General features: G+C 67.5%; 20 protein-coding genes. 18 read left to right on the forward strand and 2 right to left on the reverse strand.

Annotation, left to right across the window (positions count from 1 at the left end; translation table 11 throughout):
• The 17 genes from B4920_RS30525 to B4920_RS17775 all read left to right on the forward strand — a co-directional run bounded on the left by B4920_RS30525 (position 1) and on the right by B4920_RS17775 (position 20,598).
• Positions 1–1,341, forward strand: coding sequence for a pseudouridine synthase (locus B4920_RS30525; protein ID WP_079435944.1), 1,341 nt, complete (start codon positions 1–3; stop codon positions 1,339–1,341).
• Between the two features lie 117 nt (positions 1,342–1,458).
• A complete protein-coding gene (locus tag B4920_RS17700) occupies positions 1,459–2,112 on the forward strand; it encodes a hypothetical protein (protein ID WP_079435945.1) in 654 nt (217 codons plus the stop codon).
• 93 nt (positions 2,113–2,205) lie between these two features.
• Positions 2,206–3,310, forward strand: a protein-coding gene (prfB, locus tag B4920_RS17705) for a peptide chain release factor 2 (protein ID WP_139379546.1) whose coding sequence is annotated in 2 segments (ribosomal slippage) — positions 2,206–2,286 and positions 2,288–3,310 — 1,104 coding nt in all. Because the reading frame shifts where the segments join, the coding sequence is not laid out codon by codon here.
• A gap of 63 nt (positions 3,311–3,373) precedes the next feature.
• Positions 3,374–4,624, forward strand: coding sequence for a hypothetical protein (locus tag B4920_RS17710; protein ID WP_079435946.1), 1,251 nt, complete (start codon positions 3,374–3,376; stop codon positions 4,622–4,624).
• A 7-nt stretch (positions 4,625–4,631) separates the two neighbouring features.
• A complete protein-coding gene (locus B4920_RS17715) occupies positions 4,632–5,987 on the forward strand; it encodes a hypothetical protein (protein ID WP_079435947.1) in 1,356 nt (451 codons plus the stop codon).
• Positions 5,987–6,697, forward strand: coding sequence for a hypothetical protein (locus B4920_RS17720; RefSeq protein ID WP_079435948.1), 711 nt, complete (start codon positions 5,987–5,989; stop codon positions 6,695–6,697). Before B4920_RS17715 ends, B4920_RS17720 begins: the two co-directional genes overlap by 1 nt.
• A complete protein-coding gene (locus tag B4920_RS17725) occupies positions 6,697–9,498 on the forward strand; it encodes an AAA family ATPase (RefSeq protein WP_079435949.1) in 2,802 nt (933 codons plus the stop codon). Before B4920_RS17720 ends, B4920_RS17725 begins: the two co-directional genes overlap by 1 nt.
• Positions 9,499–9,674: 176 nt before the next feature.
• Positions 9,675–10,772, forward strand: a complete 1,098-nt coding sequence (locus B4920_RS17730) for a GGDEF domain-containing protein (RefSeq protein ID WP_161493329.1) — start codon at positions 9,675–9,677, stop codon at positions 10,770–10,772.
• A 116-nt stretch (positions 10,773–10,888) separates the two neighbouring features.
• On the forward strand, positions 10,889–12,388 hold the full coding sequence (gene lysS / locus B4920_RS17735; RefSeq protein WP_079435984.1) for a lysine--tRNA ligase: 1,500 nt from the start codon (positions 10,889–10,891) through the stop codon (positions 12,386–12,388).
• 248 nt (positions 12,389–12,636) lie between these two features.
• Positions 12,637–13,701, forward strand: a complete 1,065-nt coding sequence (locus tag B4920_RS17740; protein ID WP_079435951.1) for a hypothetical protein — start codon at positions 12,637–12,639, stop codon at positions 13,699–13,701.
• 147 nt (positions 13,702–13,848) lie between these two features.
• A complete protein-coding gene (locus B4920_RS17745; protein WP_079435952.1) occupies positions 13,849–14,421 on the forward strand; it encodes a TetR/AcrR family transcriptional regulator in 573 nt (190 codons plus the stop codon).
• The gene (locus B4920_RS17750) at positions 14,418–15,374 is read left to right on the forward strand and encodes an HlyD family secretion protein (protein WP_079435953.1); all 957 of its coding nucleotides are present in this window, start codon (positions 14,418–14,420) and stop codon (positions 15,372–15,374) included. The genes B4920_RS17745 and B4920_RS17750 overlap by 4 nt, the downstream gene beginning before the upstream one ends.
• Before the next feature lies 1 nt (position 15,375).
• Positions 15,376–16,302: an ABC transporter ATP-binding protein gene (locus B4920_RS17755; protein WP_088179501.1), complete on the forward strand. Its 927-nt coding sequence runs from the start codon at positions 15,376–15,378 to the stop codon at positions 16,300–16,302.
• A 4-nt stretch (positions 16,303–16,306) separates the two neighbouring features.
• Positions 16,307–17,428 (forward strand): ABC transporter permease, encoded by a 1,122-nt coding sequence (locus B4920_RS17760; RefSeq protein ID WP_079435955.1) that lies wholly within the window; start codon positions 16,307–16,309, stop codon positions 17,426–17,428.
• A 153-nt stretch (positions 17,429–17,581) separates the two neighbouring features.
• The gene (locus tag B4920_RS17765; protein ID WP_139379547.1) at positions 17,582–18,127 is read left to right on the forward strand and encodes an H-NS histone family protein; all 546 of its coding nucleotides are present in this window, start codon (positions 17,582–17,584) and stop codon (positions 18,125–18,127) included.
• Between the two features lie 460 nt (positions 18,128–18,587).
• Positions 18,588–20,255 carry a C1 family peptidase gene (locus tag B4920_RS17770; RefSeq protein ID WP_079435957.1) on the forward strand — a complete coding sequence of 556 codons (1,668 nt, stop codon included), beginning with the start codon at positions 18,588–18,590 and terminating at the stop codon, positions 20,253–20,255.
• Between the two features lie 58 nt (positions 20,256–20,313).
• The gene (locus tag B4920_RS17775; RefSeq protein WP_161493330.1) at positions 20,314–20,598 is read left to right on the forward strand and encodes a protease inhibitor I42 family protein; all 285 of its coding nucleotides are present in this window, start codon (positions 20,314–20,316) and stop codon (positions 20,596–20,598) included.
• On the opposite strand, the gene B4920_RS17780 is transcribed toward B4920_RS17775, so the two are convergent.
• Positions 20,585–21,982: an exonuclease domain-containing protein gene (locus B4920_RS17780; protein ID WP_079435959.1), complete on the reverse strand. Its 1,398-nt coding sequence runs from the start codon at positions 21,980–21,982 to the stop codon at positions 20,585–20,587. The two genes, B4920_RS17775 and B4920_RS17780, sit on opposite strands and share 14 nt — an antisense overlap.
• Before the next feature lie 4 nt (positions 21,983–21,986).
• Entirely contained in the window at positions 21,987–22,469 is a 483-nt protein-coding gene (locus B4920_RS17785) for a hypothetical protein (protein WP_079435960.1), read from the reverse strand.
• Positions 22,470–22,911: 442 nt separating this feature from the next.
• Here B4920_RS17785 and B4920_RS17790 point away from each other — a divergent pair, with 442 nt between their 5' ends.
• Positions 22,912–23,208 carry a phenol hydroxylase subunit gene (locus tag B4920_RS17790; RefSeq protein WP_079435961.1) on the forward strand — a complete coding sequence of 99 codons (297 nt, stop codon included), beginning with the start codon at positions 22,912–22,914 and terminating at the stop codon, positions 23,206–23,208.
• The last annotated feature ends 3 nt before the right edge of the window (positions 23,209–23,211 follow it).

Below are 23,211 nucleotides of genomic sequence, written 5' to 3' on the forward strand. Positions count from 1 at the left end.
ATGACCGATACGCTCCGCCGCCGCGCCCCGCTGCCCACCCGCGAGGGCACACTGAAACTCAAGCCGCGTGCGGCCGGCGCCCCCGAAGCGGCCCCCCAGGCACCCAGCGGCCCGAAGCCCGGCAAGGACTGGCGCAAGCCGGCTGCCGGCAGCCCCGGCCGCAGCCGCGCCAAGGCCTCGTTCCCCGAACAGGCCAACGCAGAGCCCGAACGCCGCAGCCCACGCCCGTCCCGCGACGGGGAAGCGCCGCGTCAGGGTGGCGACCGCTTCCGCGACGAACGTCCCCGTAGCGATCGCCCCCGCGACGATCGTCCGCCGCGCCCGGCAGGTGACCGGCCAGCCCGCCCCTTCGGCGACAAGCCGGCCCGCCCGTCCGGCGAGCGTGCGGCTGGCGAGCGCCCGCGCTGGGGGGAAGAACGACCGGCACGCCCCTTTGGCGACCGCCCGCCGCGGCGTCGCGACGACAGCCACGGCGAGGGCGCGGCGCAACCAGGCGGCCGCCCCCGCGGCGACTTTGCCAAGCCCGCCGAAGCTCGCCCGCCCCGCCACGAACGCAAGCAGTGGAGCGGCGAAGCACGTCCGGCCCCCGCGCCTTCCCCGCTGCGCGACGATGGCTCGATCCGCCTGTCCAAGCGAATGACCGAACTGGGCCTGTGCTCCCGCCGGGAAGCCGACGAATATATCGAGAAGGGCTGGGTCCGCGTAGACGGACGCGTGATCAGCGAACTCGGCTCCCGCGTCAAGCCCGACCAGAAGGTGGAACTCGACCGCCGCGGCCAGACCGCCCAGGACAGCCGCGTCACCATCCTCCTCAACAAGCCGGTCGGCTACGTGTCCGGCCAGGCTGAGGACGGCTACGAGCCGGCCAGCGTGCTGATCACCGCGGAGAACCGCTGGAGCGAGGATCCCTCCGAAAACCGCTACCTGCGCACCCACCACCGCGGCCTCGCGCCGGCCGGACGGCTCGACATCGACTCCATCGGCCTGCTGGTGTTCACGCAGGATGGGCGCATCGCCCGTGCGCTGATCGGCGACGATTCCACCATCGAGAAGGAATACCACGTGCGCGTCGAGGGCAACCTCACCGACGAAGGCCTCAAGCTGCTCAACCACGGCCTGTCCCTCGACGGCGACGCGCTGCGCCCGGCCAAAGTCAGCTGGCTCAACGAAGACCAGCTGCGCTTCGTGCTGCGCGAAGGCAAGAAACGTCAGATCCGCCGCATGTGCGAGCTGGTCGGCCTGAAGGTCGTCGGCCTCAAGCGCGTGCGCATCGGTCGCGTGATGCTCGGCAACCTCCCGCCCGGCCAATGGCGCTACCTCGGTCCGAACGAGCTGTTCTGAGCGTCGTACCGGGTTAGAATTGCCGGCCACCGCTGCCCCACCAGGGGGCTCCGCCGCCCCAGCCGGGCGGCGGACGCCGCAGCCCGCGCAGCGCCCTACCCCGTGACGTGACCGACAATGCTCCTGTCTTTCCTGCGCCGCCTTGTTCTTCTGCTCCTGATCGGCCTGGCCTCAGGCCCGGCGCTGGCGGAACTGGAAGAGACCTATGAGGGAATGCTGCTCCCCGACAACTTCGAGACCCCCATTCCGATCACCGTTCAGGTGAAGGAGCAAAGCGGACGGCTCACAGGCACCGTTACGACCGGCGCCACCCCTCCAATCACCGCCCCCATCTCCTCCGGCGAGAACCGTTACGGGCAGTGCAACATGAAGATCCTCCTGACCCCGACCTTCACATTGCGACTGTTCGGCAGCTGTCAGAGCACCATGTTCGAGGGCCGCTACACGATCTACACTACCCGCGAGGACGACAAGCCCAAGGGCTCCTTCCGACTGATGCGCAAGGAAATCAAGAAGCGCGAGGACGACAAGGAAACCCGCCGCAGCACGCTCGCACCGCCAGCCGGCAGCGTCACCGACTGCATCAAGACCAACACCCGCTGCCTGCTCGCCTGCCCCCAGGGCGACTACAACACCGAATTCCTGTGCTCCAACCGATGCCGGCACAAGTACCAGGCGTGCAAAGCAAAGTTCTCGGCCGCTCCGCTGTCGCGCAGCCCGGCCAACCCCCTGCCACCGGACGACGGCAGCGGCGCCACGCCGTCGCGCTGAGCCCCGTGCGGGGATCAAACGCCCGGCGGGCTGCCGCGGGCCCGCCCTGAAGGTATAATGCTCGGTTTTCCCGCACCAGCCAGGGCCCCGATCATGGAAGCAGAACGTCTCAACGCCATCTCCAACAAGCTCGCCGACCTGAAGGCGCGGGAGCTCGAACTTCGGAGGTATCTTTGACTACGATTCCAAGGCTGAAAAGCTGATCGAGGTCAGCAAGCAACTTGAAGATCCGGACATCTGGAACGACGCCGCGCACGCCCAGGAACTCGGCAAGGAAAAGAAGACCCTCGAAGGCGTCGTGGTAACGCTGCAGGAAATCGAACAAGGCATTGCCGACGGCAAGGATCTGTTCGAGCTCGCCTCGATGGAAGAGGACGAGGACACCATGCAGGCCGTCGAGGCTGACGTGGCCAACGTCGAAGCCCGGGTCGGCGAACTCGAATTCCGCCGCATGTTCAACAATCCGATGGACGGCAACGCCTGCTTCATCGAAATCCAGGCCGGCGCCGGCGGCACCGAGGCCCAGGACTGGGCCGGCATGCTCGAACGCATGTACCTGCGCTACGCCGAGCGCAAGGGCTTCCAGGTAGAACTGCTGGAAGAGTCCGAAGGTGAAGTGGCCGGCATCAAGAGCTGCACGATCAAGGTCGGCGGCGAATACGCCTACGGCTTCCTGCGCACCGAGACCGGCATCCACCGCCTGGTCCGCAAGAGCCCGTTCGACTCCAACGCGCGGCGCCACACCAGCTTCACGTCGGTGTTCGTCTTCCCCGAGGTGGACGATTCCATCGAGATCGACATCAACCCGGCCGACGTGCGCACCGACACCTACCGGGCCTCCGGCGCCGGCGGCCAGCACATCAACAAAACAGACTCCGCGGTGCGTCTGACCCACATCCCGACGGGCATCGTCGTGCAGTGCCAGAACGACCGCTCCCAGCACCGCAACAAGGACGAAGCCTGGTCGATGCTGCGCGCGCGCCTCTACGAAGCCGAGCTGCGCAAGCGCCAGAGCGAGCAGCAGAAGCTCGAGGACGCCAAGAGCGACATCGGCTGGGGCCACCAGATCCGCTCCTACGTGCTCGACCAGAGCCGCATCAAGGATCTGCGCACCAACTACGAAGTCGGCAACACCCAGGCCGTCCTCGACGGCGACCTGGACGGCTTCATCCAGGCCAGCCTGAAGCAAGGCGTGTAACACGCTGCGGGGCCGCAGCCCGGCCCCGCACACTCCCATCCCTATCCTGATCGAACCGCTACCATGCTGCGAATCCTTGCCTGGCTGAGCGGCAGCATCGTGCTGCTGGCGGTGGCAGCCGTCGTCCTCGCCTTCCAGGCCGTGGAAGACACCCCGCTGGTGACCGCCGGCAGCGCACCGGCCCCGGCGGCGCTGATGCGCGCCAAGGCGATCCTGCGCAAGAACGACCCGCGCAAGCTGGCCCGCGACGAACGGCGCGAGATCGACATCGCGGGGCCGGACCTGGAAGCACTGGTGGCCCTCGCCGCCCGCCGCGGCCTGCAGGCCGACACTCGGGTGCGCCTGCACCAAGGCGGTGCCGACATCGGCTACTCCGCCCATCTGCCGCGCAACCCGCTCGGCCGCTACCTCAATGTGAGCGCCCAGCTCGGCGCCGGCCCCGATGGTCTCAAGTTCGAACAGGTGCGCGTAGGACGCGTACCCGTGCCACCGGCCCTGTTCCAGGCGGCACTCGGGCACTACCTGGAGCACACCCGTCTCGCGCCCGACCTCGCGCTGCTGACCCGCAGCATCGACCAGGTCGCCGTGACGCCGGCAGGCGTGCGCGTGGCCTACACCTGGCAGCCCGAACTGCTCGACTCGGCCCGTGCGCTGGCCATCGAGCCGGCCCGGCGCGACGGCCTGGCCTCCGCCCAGCGCCACCTGGTCGCACGCATCGACAGCCTCGGCACACAGACCCGCGCACCGCTTGCCGCCGTGCTCGGCCCGCTGCTGCAGGAAGCCGGCGAGCGCACCAGCCCCACCGAACGCAGCACCGCCTACCGGGACATCCTGCTGGTCACCGCCGCCCAGCTTTCCGGCCACGACATTGCGTTGCTGATTCCCGAGGCCCGCCAGTGGCCACGCCCCCACCCGATCACCCTGACCCTGCGCGGACGCGAGGACCTGGCCCAGCATTTCACGGTTTCGGCCGCCCTCGCCGCCTGGACCGGCGAACCCCTTGCCAACGCCATCGGGCTCGACAAGGAAGTCAGCGACTCCCGCGGCGGCAGCGGCTTCTCCTTCGTCGATCTGGCCGCTGACCGAGCCGGCACGCGCCTCGGCGAACTGGCCGTACGCGATCCCGAGCGCCTTGCTGCGGCGGTCTCCGCCGGCCTGCGCGACGCATCCCTGCTGCCCTCCATCGACGGGCTGCCCGAATCCATGCAGGCCGACGAGTTCCAGCGCCGCTTCGGCGGCGTCGGGGCACCGGCCTACAAGCGCATGGCCGACGAGGTCGAACGCCGCGTCGCCGCCCTCGCCCTGTTCCGCTGATCCCCGCATGAACGAAGTCCGCCTGGAAGAACTGCTGGCCCCCGGCGTCGTCGCCGACGACGTCCCCGAACTCGCCCCGCTGATCCAGGCCCGCCCGCTGCTGTCCGCCTTCAGCACCCTGTTCCACGGCAGCGAGGCCGAAGTGCTGATGCGCCTTTTGGTACTGCGCGAGATCGGCAAGGAGACCGATGCCCCGCGCTGGGAACCGGAACAGTTGCGCCAGCGCTTCTCCTTCCTCGACCACGTCAAGCTCGAAACCGTGCTGCGCCGCCTGCGCGGCAACGGCCTGCTGGAAATCGGCGACGACAGCCTGTATGCGCTGTCCGACCTCGGCCGCAACGCCGTGGCGGCAATCGGCATGATGGTCAGCTTCAGCGCCGAAGACGACCTGGAGCTGGGCTTCCTCACTGCCCAGCTGGCCGGCCTGCAGGCCGTCGGCAGCGTCACGCCGGAAGCCCTCGGCCACCTGCTCGGCAAGCTCAACGACCTGGCCTGGCATTTCGAGGAGGCCATCGCCTCGGGCTCCGAATTCCGCATCGCCGACGCCCGCCGCCGCCTGTCCGCCAACACCCGCTGGATCGAGAAGGGCACCGAAGTCCTGCACGAACTGCTGGCCGATCCCGAGGTGTCCTTCGACCTGGCCCGCATCGCCCAGCGGATCGGCCTCGCCCAGTCGCGTCTGGCCCGTGTGGATGCGGCCTTCCAGCGCGCGGTGAACAAGATCGAAGCCCAGCGCGTGACCCTCGGCGGCTCCGGCATCTCGTCCAGCGACGTGGCCGCCTGGCTGCGCAGCCTGGATGCCCGCAAGCTGGCCGGCCTCGCTGTCGGTAGCCTCGCCCCGGCGCCCGAGCTCACGCTGCTGGCCGGCGGCCACGAACTCCTCGACCGCGCCGAACTGGCCCTGTCGGAAGAGGCTCGACAGATGGAAGCCGACATCGCGCTGCCAACGGCTGAGGAAGCGCCGAGCCGCAGCCAGCCGGAACAGGAAGACCTGCGCCTCCTGCAGCACTTCAGCCAGCGCCTGGCCCGCCTCGCCGAGCCCGATCAGGTGCCGGCCAGCCTGGCCAAGGTGGTCACCGGCGGCGGCTTCCCGGCCGCCTCCTACCGCCTGTCCCTGCTCGCCCTGCTGGCCGATGGCGGCGGTGAAGGCGGTGCCACACCGGCCGACGGCCCGATCGGCGAGTTCATGCGCCTGCCCCTCGAAGTGCGCTTCGAGGCCGCCACCGTGAAGGTCGGCGAAGACGAGATCGCCGCCATGTCCGCCGGCCTGGTCGGCGCCCACGGCAGCCTACCGGCCCCCGAAGCGGTGCCCGTCCTAGACGCCGCCCCTGAATCCTCCGCATCCCTTTCCGACCCAGCCTGATGGAACAACAGATCCGGACCCTCACCGCCCGCCTGCTGGCCAGCCGCAGCCTGCCGCGCACCGACCCGCTGGTGCGCCGCGCGCTGGTGGACGAGACCTTCCGCGTGGAACTCGACGCCCGCCTCGCCGCCGTCGGCCTGCAGCTCATCGACAACCCCTACGCCGAGCACGTCGCCACCGCCCTCACCGAGGACATGCACGAGCCGGTGTTCGGTGCCACCCGCGAATACGCCGCCAGCAACATCGGCCTGACCCGCGACCAGCTGGCGCTGCTGGTGGTCATCTGGGCACTGATCATCCTGCCCAAGCGCGAGCGCCAGGTGAATCGCCAGAAGCTCGGTGACGACGGCCAGGGCGACATGTTCAGCAAGAACGCGCCGGTGGAGCGCGGCGACGCCGTCTCCAGCCCGATCGTCGAAGCCTCCCTGCTGGCCGACTTCGCCAACACCCTGGGCCACAAGACCTATGTACAGGGCAAGCTGCTGTCCCGCCTGGCCCAGCTCGGCTTCATCGAGCGCAAGGCCGGCCTGATCCACGAAGGCCCGCTGCTCGACGTACTGCTCGACTACCGCACGCTCGCCGACCGCATCGTGCACGGCACCCTCGGCGAAGTGCTCGCCCAGGCCGGTCATACGCTCCCCAGCCTCGATGCCTTTGCCGACGATGACGTCGCCCACGTCGACGAAACCGACGCGGAGGACGACTACTAATGTTCCACATCAAGCAACTCGAACTGGTCCACTGGGACTACTGGCGCCGCTTCAGCCTGCCCCTGGACGCGCAGATCATCACCATCGTCGGCCCCAACGGCTCCGGCAAGACCACCCTGCTCGACGCGCTGCGCACCCTATTCGGCCTGCGCTGCTCCGGCAAGCGCGATTTCCGCCGCTACGTGCGCCGCGCCAACCGCAGCTTCGCGTGGATCCGCGCGGTGGTCGCCAACAAACCCGGCAGCACCGGCAAGCGCCCCTTCTTCCCCTGCCTGAAGGACGAAGTGACGCTGGCCTGCCGCATCCGCCGCGCCGGCGGCGACTGGACCCGCGACTACGCCATCGCCGACGGCGACGTCCCCATCGAAACGCTGGAAGCCAACGAAAACAAGGTCGTCGAATGGGTCGGTTACCGGGACTACCAGAGCCGCCTGGCCTGGGGCGGCCTGACCCCGGCCATCGCCAAGGTGCTGGCGCTGGAGCAGGGCGACACCGACAAGCTCTGCGAATACTCGCCCAAGGCGCTGCTTGAACTGGTCTTCGACGTGTTCGGTGACAAGGAAGTGCTCGACAACTACGCTGCCGCCCGCGAAGAGCAGAGCAATGCCGAGAAGGAGCTCGAAGCCCTCGGCCTCGATCTCGACCGCCTGCGCGCCCAGGCCGAAGCCAAGCGCCTGGAAGCCGACCGCTTCCTCGAATGGAAACAGCTCAACGACGAAGCGACCGCGCTGGCCGGCGAGATCGTGCCGCGCCTGGAAGCGGCCGAACTGATGCGCGACATCGAGCAGGCCCGCGCCGACATCGCCCGTGGCCGCATCGATTACCAGAGGGGTGACGAGGAACTGGCCAGCCACAAGGCCCGCACCGCCGAGGTGGAAGCCGAAAAGGCGGCAGCCGAAGCCGAACGCAAGGCCGCCCGTAGCCGCGAACTGGAAGCCGAAAAGGCCCACCTGTCCTCCCACGACGACGTCCGCGACTTCGAAAAGCTGCTCGCCGAGCGCGCCGCGCTGCGCGCCCGCCTGGCCCGCGAAGCCGGCGACGGCGCGGTGGATCTGGAGGCCGCCTACGCCAAGGCCGACGCCCGGCTGCTCGCACTGCAGCGCCAGGAGCGGGCCGCCATCGCCGCCTTCGAAGAGAAGACCAACCAGCTGCGCGCCACCCGCGAGCACCGCGGCCCGCCGCCCGACGGCGAGGTCAGCCGCTTTCGCAAGCGCCTCTCCGACGCCGGCATCGCCCACCGGGCCCTGTCGGAAATCATCGAGGTCACCGACCCCGACTGGCAGGGCGCCGTCGAAGCCGTGCTGCGCCCCTACCGCAACGTGATCCTGCTCGAACGGGAACAGGACCGCCACGCCGCCTGGGCGCTGGGCGAACAGGATCGCTTCCGCCACTTCATCGTGCCGGAACTGGAAGCCGCACCGCCGGCCGCCGACGGTTCCCTGGCCGAAGTCATCCGTTTCGCCGACGCCGTGCCGCGCTGGCTGGCCGACCTGCTCAACCGCATCCAGCGTGTCGAAGACGCCGACGCCGCGCGCCACCTGCCCAAGGAAACCGAGTGGATCACCCGCGACGGCTACCACCGGGAACGGCGCGGCGCCCGCCACCTGGGCAAGCCGACCGAATTCCATTTCGGTGAGCTGGCCCGCAGCGCCCGCCTCAAGCAGCTCGACGCCGACATGCACAGCATCGACGCTCGCCTGCGCGAGCTGCGCCCCGAGCTGGATGCCGCGAAGGAAGAAGCCGACGCCCTGCGCGCCCGCCTGCACGGCATCGAGGCCGCCCAACTGCTGGCCGCCCGAGCCGAAGCCTTCGAACAGGCCGAGGCTGCACTGCCCGACGCCAGGGCCCGCCTCACCGCCGCCATCGCCGCCCGTGCCGACTCGAAGGGTGACGTGGACAAGATCGACCAACGCCTGCGCGGCATCGACATCGAACTCGACCGCCGCAAGCGCGAAATCTCCGCCCTCGCCCGCAAGGTCCAGGATCTCGCCGAGGAAGCCGCCCCGCGCCGTCGCGAACAGGCCCGTCGCATCCAGCGCCTGCGGCAGCTGAGCCGCGGCATGCCGGCCGACTGGCGCGAAGCTCAGCAGACCACCCTGCTGGTGGACAAGTACGGCGACGCCCGCGGCGCCCGCGCCGACCTGGAGCGCCTGCGCCAGCGCCTCGGCGATGGCGACTGGATCACCGACGACACCGTGCTGACCCTGGCCAGCCGCCTGAAAGCCGACCTGCAGCAGCGCGAACGGGACTACGCCGAGCGGGAAGCCTATTTCGCGACGACCCGCCGCCTCACCTCCGACGCCCGCGCCGCCTACATCGCCAAGCTGCGCATCACCATCCGCCAGTACGGCAAGAACCTGCGTGCCCTCGGTGACCTGGCCAACGTGGACGTGGACTGCCCGGTGCCGCTGCTCGAGAACGACGACCGGGCGCTGGCCTCGGCCGGCCTCGAGGTGCGTTTCGACTTCGACCGCAAGGGCGCCGTCGGTCTCAACGACGGCGAAGCCTCCGGCGGCCAGCAGGTCATGAAGTCGTTGATCCTGCTGATCGCGCTGCTGATGGACGAAGCCCGCCCCGGCGGTTTCGTGTTCATCGACGAGCCTTTCGCGCATCTGGACATCGCCAACATCGACCGCGTCGGCACCTTCCTGCGCGCCACCCGCGCCCAGTACCTGATCACCACGCCGGTCACCCACAATGCCAACGTCTTCGCGCCGGCCCAGCTCACGCTGGTCACCCGCAAGAAGAAGCCCGGCGACGACTGGGCCCCACCGATCGGTTTGATCCAGCGCAACGTCTGAGCTGGGCGGCGGAACTATCCGCCGCCCAGTCATGACAAAACCATGCTACAAAGAAAAAATGGACGCAGATGCGGCGGCCTCGCCCACTGCGCGCCAACGCGCCCTACCTGTTTTGGGCTTCAGAATCCACCGCGACGGACGTTAATCGGCCCTCAAGACCCAGACGCGATCCATCCATGCGCCAGCCGGCGGCCCTGCCCGATCCCTCCCGCACCCTCGCACTGCTCGCCGGTGCGGAAACCCTCTCGCGCATTCGAGACCTGCGCGAGATCTACCGCCACACCACCGAGACGGCGATGCGCTTCCTCGAGGGCAGCTACGGCCTGCTCTTCGCCGTCCGCTTCACGCCGCCGGAACTCACCGTCGGGCTGCTCGGCTACTGCGTGGCCGACAGCAGCGTCACCTACTGGGACGACGTCTGCGACGGCCATTCATGGCTACCGGTAGACCCGCTGCTGTCCGGTTGTCTGCACGCCGACTACGGGCACGCCGCCGTGCGCGAAGGCGACACCTGGCGCCTGGCCTTCGCCGTCGGTGCCCTCGGCCAGGCCCGCTGGGTGCTCGAGATCCACAGCCCCGTTGAGCCGGGCGAAGCCGACTGCGCCGCCCTCGGCCTGTTTCTGCGCTGCTTCGACAACCAGCATCACGGGTGGGAATACGCCAACCTCGACACCCTCACCCGGCTTCTCAACCGACGCACCTTCGACGACGATTTCGAGCGCCTCATCGCTGCCGCCGAACAGGCCGAGCAGGCCCGCCTGAATGCCGGCGAACGCCGCGAGCACAGTCTCGCCGTCAGCCAGCCATGCTGGCTCGGCGTGGTGGACATCGATCATTTCAAGAGCATCAACGACAACTACGGCCACCTGTTCGGCGACGAGGTGCTGCTGCGCATCGCCGATCTGATGAGGCAGAGCTTCCGCAACCACGACAAGCTGTTCCGCTTCGGCGGCGAGGAGTTCGTGGTCATGCTGCGCAACGTCGCCGAAGACAACGTACAGGGCATCTTCGACCGTTTCCGCGAAGCCGTCGCCCAGCACGAATTCCCGCGGGTCGGGCGCGTCGCCTGCTCGGTGGGCTTCGCACGCATCGATCCGCGCCTGTCGCCGGCCGAACTGCTCGGCCGCGCCGACGAAGCCCTGTACTACTCCAAGGAACACGGCCGCAACCAGGTCAATGGTTTCGACGAACTCGTGATGAGCGGCAAGCTGCGCATCACCACCCCGGCCGGCCAGGCCCAGATCCAGTCCGACATCGACGAAATCTTCCTGTAGTCGCCCGCCCATCTCGCGCCCGGCCGCGACGGGCGGGCCGGAATATGTCAAAATTCAGGGCTTTGCGGCATTTCGTGCATCCCGCCGCGCCCATTTCGTTGATTGAAGAGCCCATCATGTCCGACCAGACCTTCTCGCCCGCCCAGGATGAAAACCACCTGATCGCCGAGCGCCGGCAGAAACTCGCCGAATGGCGCGCCACCGGCAAGGCGTATCCGAACGACTTCTCCCGGGAGAACACCGCCGGCAAGCTCGACGAGGTCTACGGCGAAAAATCCGCCGAGGAGCTCGAAGCCGTGCCGGTCGAGGTCAAGGTCGCCGGCCGCATCATGCTCCGCCGCGTGATGGGCAAAGCCAGCTTCGTCACCATCCAGGACCTGTCCGGACGCATCCAGCTCTACGTCACCCGCGACGGCGTCGGCGAAGAGGTGTATGCCGACTTCAAGCACTGGGACATCGGCGACATCGTCGGCACCGTGGGCACCCTGTTCCGCACCAAGACCGGCGAGCTGTCCATCAAGTCGTCCGAGCTGCGCCTCCTCACCAAGAGCCTGCGTCCGCTGCCCGACAAGTTCCACGGCCTGACCGACACCGAGACAAAGTACCGCCAGCGCTACGTGGATCTCATCATGAGCGAGGAATCGCGGCACACCTTCGTGGCCCGCAGCCGCCTCGTCCAGTCGATCCGCAACTACATGACCGGCCATGGCTTCCTCGAAGTCGAGACGCCGATGATGCACCCCATCCCCGGCGGTGCCGCGGCCAAGCCCTTCGTCACCCACCACAACGCCCTCGACATGCAGCAGTTCCTGCGCATCGCGCCGGAGCTCTACCTCAAGCGCCTGGTGGTCGGCGGCTTCGAGAAGGTCTTCGAGGTCAACCGCAACTTCCGTAACGAAGGCCTGTCACCGCGCCACAACCCCGAATTCACGATGATGGAGTTCTATGAGGCCTACGCGGACTACCGCAGCCTGATGGACTTCACCGAAGGCCTGCTGCGCCACGCCGCCCGTGAGGCGCTGGGCACCGAGGTATTCCAGTACCAGGGCCGCGAGCTCGACCTGTCCAAGCCCTTCCATCGCCTGACCATCACCCAGGCAATCCGCAAGCACCACCCCGGCTTCACGGACGCCCAACTGGCCGATGCCGAGTGGCTCAAGCAGAAGATCAAGGATTTCGGCGAGAAGGTGAAGCCGGGCGGCCTCGGCAGCCTGCAGCTGCAACTCTTCGAAGCCAGTGCCGAAGCCGAGACCTGGGAGCCGACCTTCATCATCGACTACCCGGTCGAAGTCAGCCCGCTGGCGCGTGCCTCCGACAGCAACCCTGACATCACCGAGCGCTTCGAACTGTTCATCGTCGGCCGCGAAATCGCCAACGGCTTCTCCGAACTCAACGACCCCGAAGACCAGGCCGCCCGCTTCCAGGCCCAGGCCCAGGCCAAGGACGCCGGCGACGAGGAAGCCATGTACTACGACGCCGACTACATCCGCGCGCTGGAATACGGCCTGCCCCCGACCGGTGGCTGCGGTATCGGCATCGACCGGCTGGTCATGCTGCTCACCGACAGCCCGGCGATCCGCGACGTGATCCTGTTCCCGCAAATGCGTCCGGAGTAAGTCCGGACGCATCGCAGGCGATTACAAATGCCCGGTCTTCAGACCGGGCATTTTTTCATTTGTGACAGGCCTTGACCTACGTCCGCATGCGCGGGGCGGTGTCGAAATTACTTACACTCGCTACCGCCACAGAGCCAGCAATTTTTCCTATCTGTTGATTGCATTTACTTATTTTACTGTGGCTCGTCCGTTGCTTGGATCGTTTGCGATCTACCTCCTGGACCGCAATCCCCTACGGAGGGCACGCCATGAACAGACATTCCCGGCTTCTTGCCGCCTTGTGCGGCAGCTGTGCGCTTCTCTCGACCCCTGCGCTCGCCTCGGTCACTTTCAATACCTTCGTCAGTGGCAGCGACCTGAATTCGACCCTGTCCAACACCGCGGCCATCGGTTTTACCTACGCGGGCGACAAGTTCGTCGGCTCGGTCTATTTCGGCGCCAACAATAACCAGCTGTACCAGACCGATCTCTCCGGCGGCAACGTGCAAAAGTTCGGCGCCCCCATTCCATTGGCCAGCGGCGAGCTGTATGTCTCCAGTTCTCTTGGCCTGGGAGGGTTCGCCCCAAGGGATATCTTCGTCAGCCAGAACAGCGACGTATATCGAATCAGCAAGGACGGGCTCACCCAGGGCACCTTCACTACCTCGGCCCTCATCGGTGGGGTGCGTGGCATCGCTTTCGATCCTTATGGCAGCTACGGCTACAGCATGATCGTCACCACGGCGGCAGGCCGGATCTACAGCATCGACCAGACCGGCACCCCGACACTGCTGGCCACCGTAGGGGAAGATACGGAAGGCCTGAGCTTTGCCCCCAAGGCATTTGGTCCTGTCGCCGCCGGTACGCTGGTCGTCGGCTCCGAAGGCTCGGGTACCCTGCGGGCGATTTCACCGACCGGCAGCATCACCCTGATCGCCACCGTGGCCTCTGCGGAGATGCTGAACTTCGTTCCCATCAATCTCGGCATCAGCGGCAACCCCGTCGAGGGCTTCTATTCGGCCAACTATCCCAACAACGTCGTCAAGGCCAACGCCAACGATTTCAGCGCCTATCTGGGCGACCTGGTCGTTACCGGCGAGACGACGCACCTGCTGTCAGCCGTCCATTGGGACGGCACCCAGTTCACCACCACGGTCATCGGGCAACTACCGAACCAACCCGAGGACGGCATCTTCGTCACCGCCGACATCATCAACCCGGGCTGCAGCCAGACCAACAGTTGCGGCAACGGTCGCATTCCTGAACCCGGCAGCCTGTCCCTCGCCGCTCTCGGCCTGGTGGCCATATCCCGGTGGCTTCGCCGCAGCCCCTGACGGCCCACCAAGAGCCATCATGAAGGGCAGGTATTCCTGCCCTTTTTTGTTCTTCCGCGCAAACGGCCCCATGCGCTTGGCGCCCCCTGCAGGGCGATCACGACGCCACGCTTGGTTGTGTTACCAGGAGCTTGGTAAGATTACCAAATGCAGGACTCCAGCTCATCCCCTGGCGGTATCCGTCGGCGCATCCTCGACGCCGGTGTCTCCCTGCTGTGCGACGAAGGCCTGTTCGCGCTGACCCAGCCGCGCATCGCCAAGACGGCTGGCGTCAGCCAGAGCCATCTCACCTATTATTTTCCGACCCGCGACCTGCTGATGCTGGCCATTGCCGAACACTCCGTCGAGCAGGAGCTCGGACAGCTCGGCAGCGCACCGGGCACCGATCCGAAGCAGGCGCTGGCCGTGGCGATGCGCTTTCTGCCACGGGTTCGCATGATGCTCGGCCTGCTGGCCTCGGGAGACCGGGACCCGGACATCCGCCCCGAATTCGCCCGTCTCGTCGCCTACATGCGCAAGGCCCTCGGCCAGGTACTGACCCGCCTCGGCTACTGCCCGGACGCCCCCCAGGTGCTGGTCTTCCATGCGGCGGTGATCGGACTGGCACTGATGAATCTGGGGCGCCAGAGCGCCGAATCGGAGCAGGAGATCGATACCGGCCTGAATCAACTGCTGGCACTGCTACCCCTGCCGCCGGACACCGAAAGAGACACCCCATGAAGCTCGCGCACGCTGCCCTGCCCCTCGTGATCCTCCTGTCCGCCTGTGGACGCGGCCCCGATGCCAGCTTCCAGGGCTACGTGGAAGGCGAATACCTGTACCTGGCCGCACCCCAGGCGGGCTACCTGAAATCCCTCGACAGTCCGCGGGGCAGTCGAGTGAATGCCGGACAGATGCTGTTTGCCGTCGCCACCGACCCGGACGCTCAGGCCCTCGCCGAAGCAGAGGCCCGCAGCGGCTCTGCGAAAGAAAAATTGGAGAACCTCAAGGCCCCACGCAGAGCGCCGGAAATCGCCGCGCTGGAAGCCCAGCTGGCCTCCGCCGTCGCCGCCCGGCGCCTCGCCGATACCCAGCTCGCCCAGCAGGAAGCCCTGTTCCGCCAGCGCTTCGTCGCCCAGGCCCGTGTGGACGAGGCGCGCGCCAACCGGGACCGCAGCGTCGCCGCCGTCGAGGCCGCCCGCCAGCAACTGGAAACCTACCGCCTGGCACTCGGGCGCCAGGCCGAACTGCGCGGCGCAGAGGCCGATCTGCAGGCCGCCGCCGCCCAGGCAGCCCAGCGCCGCTGGGTCGTCGAACGCAAGACCGTCACCGCCCCCGCCAACGGCGAAATCGCCGAGACCTACTACCGCCCCGGCGAATGGGTGCCCGCCGGCGCGCCGGTGGCCAGCCTGCTGCCCGACAGCCGGCGCCGGCTGCGCTTCTTCGTTCCGGAGGGCGCCGTCGCCACGCTGAAGCCGGGCCAGGCTGTCGAAGCTCATTGCGACGGCTGCCCGGCAACGATCCGCGCCACCATCGATTTCATCGCCCCCCAGGCGGAATACACCCCGCCGGTCATCTACAGCCGTGGCAGCCGCGAGAAGCTGGTATTCCGCGTCGAGGCCGCGCCGGCTGCCGAACAGGCCGCCAGCCTGCGGCCCGGGCTGCCGGTGGATGTCAGCCTGGCCGGACACTGACATGGACGAACTGGTCATCGACGTCGCCGGCCTCAACAAGCGCTTCGGCGACAAGCACGTGGTGCGCGACCTCGGCCTGCAGGTCCGCAAGGGTGAGATCTACGGCTTCCTCGGCCCCAACGGCAGCGGCAAGACCACCTCGATCCGCATGCTGTGCGGCCTGCTGACGCCGGACAGCGGCAGCGGCACCTGCCTGGGCCTGGACGTACTGAAGGACAGCGCCGCCATCAAGCGCCAGGTCGGCTACATGACCCAGAAGTTCTCCCTGTGGGACGACCTCAGCATCGTCGAGAACCTGGACTTCGTCGCCCGCATGTTCGGCATGGCCGACCGGCGTGAGGCAGTGGACCGGGCCATCGACGAGCTCGGCCTCGGCGGCCGCCGCAAGCAGCTCGCCGGCACCCTGTCCGGCGGCTGGAAGCAACGCCTGGCCCTCGCCAGCTGCCTGCTCCACCGGCCGCGCCTGCTGCTCCTCGACGAACCGACCGCCGGCGTCGACCCGAAGGCCCGCCGCGACTTCTGGGAGGAGATCCACCGCCTGTCCGCCTCCGGCATCACCATTCTGGTGTCCACCCACTACATGGACGAAGCCGAACGCTGCCACCGCCTGGCCTACATCGCCTACGGCAACCTGCTGGCCTCCGGCACCGCCGACGAAGTCGTTGCCAATTGCCAGCTCAACACCTGGGAAATCGCTGGCGACGGCATCCACGGGCTTGCCGGACGCCTGCGCCAGCTGCCCGGCGCCGATCTGGTGGCCAGCTTCGGCACGACCCTGCATGTCAGCGGAACGGACAGACCGCGGCTGGCCGCCAGCCTGCAGGCCCTGCAGAAGGACACCGGCCTGGTCGTGACGCCGGTCGCCCCGTCTCTCGAAGACGCCTTCATCCACCTGATGCAGCACACCGCCGACCCACTGGGGAACTGACACCGTGGCCCGCTTCTCCTTCTCCCGCTGGCTCGGCATCCTGATAAAGGAATTCATCCAGCTCCGCCGCGACCGCCTGACCTTCGGCATGATCGTCGGCATACCTATCATCCAGTTGATGCTGTTCGGCTTCGCGATCAACTCCGACCCCAAGCACCTGCCCACCGCGGTAGTGATGGCAGATCCCGGCCCCTTCTCCCGCGCCTGGGTGGCCGCCATGCGCAACAGCGACTACTTCACCATCGTCGGCAGCGTGGACGAACGCCAGGCCGCCGCTCTTCTGGACCGCAGCGAAGTGCAGTTCGTCGTGACCTTCCCGCCCGGCTTCAACCGCGACCTGGTGCGCGGCAAGCCGCCCACGCTGCTCGTCGAGGCCGACGCCACCGACCCGATGGCCACCGGCGGCGCCATCTCGGTGCTCAACAAGCTCGGTGCCGAAGTCTTCGCCCCCGATCTGCCCGGCCTGCGGCCACCGGCCCAGCCGCTCGTGGACCTGCGCATCCACCGCCGCTACAACCCGGAAGGCGTCACCGCCTACAACATCGTGCCCGGCCTGATGGGCGTGATCCTGACCATGACCATGGTGCTGATGACCGGCCTGGCGATGACCCGTGAACGGGAACGTGGCACCTTCGAAAACCTGCTCGCCACCCCGGCCACGCCGCTGGAGGTGATGACCGGCAAGATCGTGCCCTACATCCTGATCGGGCTGATCCAGGTCACGCTGATCCTGCTCGCTGCACGCTGGATCTTCGACGTCCCGATGCACGGCAACCTGCTGCTGCTCTACGGCGTGGTGCTGGTCTTCATCTGCGCCAACCTGACCCTCGGCATCACCTTCAGCTCCATCGCCCGCAACCAGCTGCAGGCGATGCAGATGACCTTCTTCTTCTTTCTGCCCTCGATGCTGCTGTCCGGCTTCATGTTTCCCTTCCGCGGCATGCCCGAATGGGCCCAGGCGGTCGGCAACGTATTGCCGCTGACCCATTTCCTGGTCCTCGTGCGTGGCATTCTGCTCAAAGGCAACGGCATCGACATGCTGTGGGCGCAGATCTGGCCTATTCTCGCCTTCATGACCGGGGTGCTGACCATCGGCCTGAAGACCTTCCGCAGGACGCTGGACTGAAAACAGGGCATCCACAGGCGCAAATCCGCGTTAATGGATCAGATAAATGTTTCATAATGCCGGACTTGGCAGGATCACCGTGGCCTGCCCCGTTTTTGCCGAATCATGACCACCCGCACCCGATCCGTCCCCGCAGAAGCCGCCTCGTCCTCCATGACAGAATTGAAGTCGTATTCGCTGCCCGAGCTCGAAGAACTCGCGGAGCAGATCAAAGCAGAACTCCTCAAGCGGGAACACGAAGAACAGGAAGCCGCCCGGCGCCTGGCCGAAGAAGCCGAGCGCGCCGCCCGCGCCGCGGAAGAGGAGGCAGCCCGACTGGCTGCCGAAGCCACCGCCAAGGCGGCCGCCGAAGCAGCCGAAAAGGCCCGCGCCCAGGCTGCCGCCAAGGAACGCAAACAAGCCGCCGAAAAAGCCCGCCGCGAAGCCGCTGCGGAGAAGGCCCGGGTCGAAGCGGAGAAGGCCAACCAGGCCGTGCAGGCGGAAACGCCCGTCGCGGAAGAAACACCTCAGCCCGCAGCGGAAGCCCCGCCGGTGCGCTTCATGCACCCCTCCAACCGCGCCCTGACCTGGTCCGGCGTCGGCCCCACGCCCGACTGGGTCAACGCCTGGCTCGCCACCGGCGGCACCCTCTACGCCCTCGAGATCGCCGCCGAGAAACTCGCCCCGAAGCCCATTCCGGCCAGCCTCAGACCGCGCTAACCCCGACCTACCGGGGCTTGCCCAAGACGGGCACAAAATGTCACTTGCAAGTACCCGGCAGTCGACTATCTTGAAGCGTGAATAAACCGGGGCGCAGCCTGATGTGCTTGCCGTCACGGGGCACAAGGGCAGTCCCTTGCGCCGGATTCCAGGCTTCGACCGGGGGCGTCACCCACTGCCGTCACAAGCGCAGCAGCCCGTATCGCCTCGCGCCCCCCATCCCGGATGCGTCATCCGAAAGCTCAAATGCATAGCACCCGACACCGCTCCTGAAGGCTGTCGGCAGGACTGCTTGATCCTGACTCTGCCGGCGCCGTCAGCGACCGGCCCGTGGATTCCAAGAGGGGCACGCGATCCGCCAGCCCCCGTGGCGACGCCGGCGCCGTAGCTCACCCGCCGGCCTGCAACTCCCGCCCTCCGAGGTGAGCCGTTCGCACAAGCACGCGGAAGGAGACACACCATGCCTGTACTCGACATACGCAGTATTTCCGGCAGTCTCACCCAGGCCAGGGCCCGATGGCAGCCACGCCAGAACCTCCAGGCCAACCTGAGCGACGCCGCCAAGCAGGCCCTGCTCGGCGTCACCCTCGACCCCGCCGCGCTGGCTGCGGCCATGGCCGTGCCAAGGGCAGCGGCCGCTCCCCAGGCCAACTTCGCGCCGGCCGTCGACTGGCGCAACCGCAACGGCAACCACGTCACTCCCGTCAAGGACCAGGGCAACTGCGGCTCCTGCGTGTCCTTCGGCACTGCAGCCACCGTCGAATCGATGGCCTCCATCGAAGCCGGCCAGCTGCTCGACCTGTCAGAAGCCGATCTGCACTTCTGCTCCAGCCATGGCGCCAGCTGCGGCGGCTGGTGGCCCGACCAGGCCATCGATCAGGTCCGTCTGCGCGGCATTCCCGACGAGGCCTGCTTCCCCTACGCCAGCGCCTTCGCCCCGCCGGCCCCGACGCCCAAATGCATCGTCGGCCCCAACCGGGATGCGCGGGCCGTCAAGATCACCACACCGGGCACCCTGGCCAACATCGTCGACCGCAAGAACTACCTGAGCAATGTCGGCCCCTGTTGTGCCGTGTTCCACGTCTTCAACGACTTCTTCTCCTACGGCAACGGCATCTATCACCACGTCACCGGTGCGGACGTGGGTCTGCACTGCGTGCAGGTCATCGGCTACTCGGAAGCCGAGCAATGCTGGATCTGCAAGAACTCCTGGGGGCCCGGCTGGGGCAACGCCGGCTTCTTCAAGATCGCCTACGGTGAAGCCGGCATCGACACCGAGTTCCCGTTCTGGACAGCCCGCGGCGTGGTGCTACCGGTGGTCCATGGCTGGCACGGCTGGGAGAACCTCGGCGGCCAGATCACCTCCCGCCCCAGTGCCGTCTCGTGGGCCAACAACCGCATCGACGTCGTGGCCCGCGGCCTCGACTCCGCCGTCTGGCACCGCTGGTGGGACGGCAATGCCTGGTTCGGCTGGGAGAACCTCGGCGGGCTGATCCACGGCGCGCCGGCCATCTGCTCCTGGGCCAGCGGGCGCCTCGACATCTTCGCAGTGGGCCTCAACCATCACCTGTGGCACCGTTGGTACCAGGGCGGCTGGAGCGGCTGGGAAGACCTCGGCGGCGTGCTGTCCTCCGAACCGGCGGCCGTCTCCTGGGGCCCCAACCGCATCGACGTGTTCGCCCGCGGTATGGACCAGGCCATGTGGCACCTGTGGTGGGACGGCGCCGGCTGGCACGGCTGGGAAAGCCTCGGCGGCGGCCTCAGCTCCGCCCCGGCCGTATCGTCGTGGAGCGCCAACCGGCTCGACACCTTCGTGCGCGGCTACGACATGCACCTGTGGCACAAATGGTGGGACGGCAGTAAGTGGAGTGCCTGGGAAGACCTCAAGGGCGTGCTGTCCGACTCCCCGGCCGCCGAATCCTGGGGCCCCAACCGCATCGACGTGTTCTACCCCGGCCAGAACTCCCACATGTGGCATCGCTGGTGGGACGGCGCCAAGTGGAGCGGTGAGGAAGATCTAGGCGGTACGCTGAGTTCCGCAGTCGGCGTCAGCTCCTGGGCGGCCGGGCGGCTGGACTGCTTCGTCGAGGGCACCGACTCGGCGATGTGGCACAAGTGGTACGTCTAGAATGAACAGGGCTGGGGCATCGCCCCAGCCCACACAGCAAGCTCCCAGGCCTGAGGACATGAGCACACGAATCCAGACCCCCGTCGGCACACCATTCTGCATCGATCTGGACGCAACGCCGAGTAGTGGCTACCTGTGGTCGCTGCCAGCCCTGCCCTACGGCGTCGAACGGGTCGACAGCAGCGTCATTCCCCCCGGCGGAGCCCCGCCCGGCGCCCTGGGCCGGCAACATTTCGTGCTGCGAACCACGCAGGCCGGCCACTATCGCGTCGATTTCCTGCTCAAGCGCGAGTGGGAAACCCAGCCCATCGCAACCCACACGGTCAGCGTCATCGCGCACTGACCGGCAACGACACGATGCGGGCGCGTTTGAGCGCCTTCTGCAGGATCTTGAAGACGTCGCCGTCGAAGGCCGGCCGCGCGGTTTCCAGCAACGCGAACACCTCGGCCTCGTCCTTCGCCGTGCCCAGGTAGCACCAGTTGTCCACCACGTGCACCGCCGTGCCCTCGCGGATGCCCACCGGGCCGGCATGTGGCCAGGCCTCGACCTTCAGTTTCTGCAGTGCCATCATCAGACGGGCGCTGTGCATCCCCCGGCTTTCGCCGCCGACGCAGACACCCCGGCAGCGCTTCAGCTGGTAGCCGAAGCAGGGCTGGCCGGGTCGCTGCTTTTCGAGGCCGAGACAGACCTCGCACAGGCCGTGTTCTTCGGCCAGGCCACGCAGCATGCGTAGCGCGGTCGCACGGCTGCCGAAGAAGCCGAACAGGTCGTCGCCCCAGCTCTCCGTCAGGTCGCGCGCATACACCAGCTCGGGGCGCCGGCCGCCCTCGCCGTCGTCCACCAGCCGCCACGCGCACAGCTCGGACTGACGGCGCAGGCGGCGGTTATGGATCGGCTGGCGGGTCTTCACCAGTGAGGCCTCCAGCAGCAGGGCCTCGATCTCGCCGGCCGTCTCGATCCACTCGACGCGCCGCAGCTGCTGGGACAGAGCCATCTCCTTGGCGTTGTGGCGGTCGGCGCTGAAATGGGACAGCACCCGCGTGCGGATGTCCTTGCTCTTGCCCACATACAGCGGCAGGTCGTTCTCGCCGAAAAAGAGATACACGCCGGGCCGCTCCGGCAGCTCGTCGAGGATGGACTCGTCCAGTTGCGGCGGCACCGACGGCCGGCCGGTCAGCCGCGCGATCTCGGCGTCGATCCGCCCCTCGTCGAAATGCCCGTGGATGTGTTGCCAGAACTGCCAGATCAGCTGGGCGTCGGCCAGCGCCCGGTGGCGCTCGCCGACCCGCAGGCCGTGCCGCTCGATCAGGCTGTCGAGGCCGTGGCGCTTGTGCTCCGGATACAGGGCCCGCGACAGCTTGACGGTGCACAGCACCGGCGGCTTCAGAGCCAGGCCGGCCCGCTCGAAGGCATTGCGCAAATAGCCGTGATCGAAACGCGCGTTGTGGGCGATGAACAGGCGCCCTTCGAGACGTGCATGGATGTCCGCAGCCACGTCGGCGAAGCGCGGCGCATCCGCCACCATCTCGTTGCTGATGCCGGTCAGGCGGGTGATGAATTCCGGAATGCGGCTTGAGGGGCGGATCAGCTGCGACCACTCCCGCACGCCGTCCTCGTCCACCTCGACGATCCCGACCTCAGTGATGCCTTCGTCGGTGGCCGCCCCACCGTTGGTCTCGATATCGACGAAGGCCAGCCCGCGCCAGCGTCCATTGGCAAACCTCACTCCATCACCCCCGGCGCCATCCCCCGGGCCGGCGGGCCGGGCCGCGCCGGGGCGCCGTATCCTCGTCGGGCTTCGGTTTTGGCATCAGCAGATTCTGACCGCCGACCGACTTGGACGCCTGGTGGACGCGCACGGCTTCGGCCACCTGCTCCTCCTGCATGACGATGGAAGGACTCTTCTCCGCCGGCTCGTACTCGGCGAGCTTTTCCCGCAGCAGGAAGATCCGCTCTGCGGTGTCCGCTTTTTTCGGCAGGCGGTCCACGAGCAGCACGCCGGCCGCCGTCAACGCGTAGCGGCCATCCACTTCGACGATCAGGTCATGGGTCGCGAAGCGGCGAAAGGCTTCGGCCCAGCGTGCCTCGGAGCCGACGCCACCGTCGAGCAGATCCGCCGCCGCGACAATCTCGACCATATCGGCCGGCCTCCGTTTGGTGGCAAGCAGCATGGACAACAGCAGGAGCGCATCGACATCTTGGACTGGATACATGGGTGACCTTGGAAAAAACAGCAGTGAAAACCTGAAAGAAACGGCAAGCGCTAGCTGAACCTCGCCAGCGGCGCATCGCGTTTCGAGGATGAATGGGATCGGCCGGCATTGTAGATCCCCACGGACCGCAAAGGTGCCCCGGCCGTCCATCCCACCGCGACTTTTCCGTCAAGCCGGCACCGAACGCCCCGGACCGGCCCTTGCGCATTTCCTGAAAAGCACCTGCGCACACGCGCCCACCCAATTTGCGCAGTTGAGAAAACCACGGCCTCCCCGGCCTTGGCGAGGGCCTGCGGGACACCATCATGTCCGGCACGCGGAATTATAAAAATCAAGGACTTGAGATCGAAAGCAGCCTGCCCACTGCCGATCCGGACGGCGTGGCACGGGCGTTGCAATGAAGCTTCCCACGGCACCGGCAGAGTGCCTGACAGGAGACATCATGCAAGACAGCCCTTCCCCACCCACGGGCAGCTTCAACCCCGCCCGCCGCTTCGTCCGCGTCCGCCAGATGCGCGACGACGGCTTCGTCGAATTCGACTTCGCCATCGGCGACGCCGAACTCAGCGTCGAACTCATCCTCCCCCGCGCGGCATTCGAGGCCTTCGCCGGCCTTCCGGGCACGGAGCGCATGAACGAGGACGCCGCCGCCCGGGCCTTCCGACGGCAGCAGTCCTACCTATACGGGACGCCGGACAGCGCGCCCGAATCCCTTCACAACAACAATCAGGAGACTTGAACC

Source organism: Zoogloea sp. LCSB751 (assembly GCF_002028455.1).
Taxonomy (GTDB): domain Bacteria; phylum Pseudomonadota; class Gammaproteobacteria; order Burkholderiales; family Rhodocyclaceae; genus Zoogloea.